1 protein-coding gene is annotated in these 1,010 nt (G+C 34.7%); it reads right to left on the bottom strand.

Annotated features, from left to right (window positions below; translation table 11 throughout):
- Window positions 1–133 precede the first annotated feature (133 nt).
- Window positions 134–1,010: GUN4 domain-containing protein (locus F6K52_RS36865; RefSeq protein ID WP_293090263.1), on the bottom strand; the 877-nt coding region annotated here is incomplete at its 5' end.

Below are 1,010 nucleotides of genomic sequence, written 5' to 3'. Positions count from 1 at the left end.
GATAACCTAAATTTTGGTAAATTTTTAGCTTTTAAATTGATATGGTGCCAAGTATCTAATTCTTCAAAAGACTATGAAATCGTAGAAATTAAGTCAGAAATAAATCTTTATAAAAAACTGAGACGCATTAATGTTACACTTTGCAAGTAGCAACACGAGAAAAGAATAGTCCAGCGCAACAATGTGATCGGATATAATCCCCAAAAGGTAAGCCTCCCTTCCAGCGACTATCATAAGGGTTGGTCTTTATGGTCTTTATGCCCCGTAGATAATCTGAGGAACTCACAACAGAGCCTCTTACTGCATTCTTCTTCTCGCCATTATACCACCCTATTGCACTAGCGAAACGATAATAATTTGCCACATCTGAATAATTCCAGTCTCCTACTTTGACCCCCAGCCTATTTCCTGTCTTAACCCAAATTTCCTTTTGCACACTGAAACCAAAATGTCCTTTTGAGTTTTTTACCCATAGCTTATCCATTCTTTTCAAGTCAGGACAGGAAAATTTATCAAGTTGTGGAATATCAAGCCAACCTTCTTTTTCCCTATTAGCAATAAACAGTATAAGTCGCCAAGTTCTTATGTCTGCTGCTTCCCAATTTGGCTTTTCCCTGTTCAAAAAGTTTTCTAGTTCAGCATAAAAGTGTTCTTTGAGAGAATTCCAAACCTCTTGATTACGGTTTGACTGTAATTCCAGTATTCTTCTATGAACTAATTCAATATCTTCAGCTATCAGAATTTTATTTTTGACAAAAGGATTAGTCTCTTTAGGATATTTTTTGAGGATATTATATGCTTGCTGATAAGCTTTTATCGCTTGTTTTGGATATTTTTCAGCGAGTAAATTACCTTCATTCCTTTTGGATAATACTTTAATTTGTAATCCTTCATCAGAGCTACTTTTATTTCCCTTATTCTTGAAATAATTAAGACTTTCACGAATCTTTTCTTTGGCTTTATCTGGTTTTTCAAGCTTTTCATATGCTTGGGACATAGAAGCCAATAAC

The organism is Moorena sp. SIO3H5, assembly GCF_010692395.1.
In the GTDB taxonomy this organism is placed as follows: Bacteria; Cyanobacteriota; Cyanobacteriia; order Cyanobacteriales; family Coleofasciculaceae; genus Moorena.
This window is presented reverse-complemented; position numbering and strand designations above follow the sequence as displayed.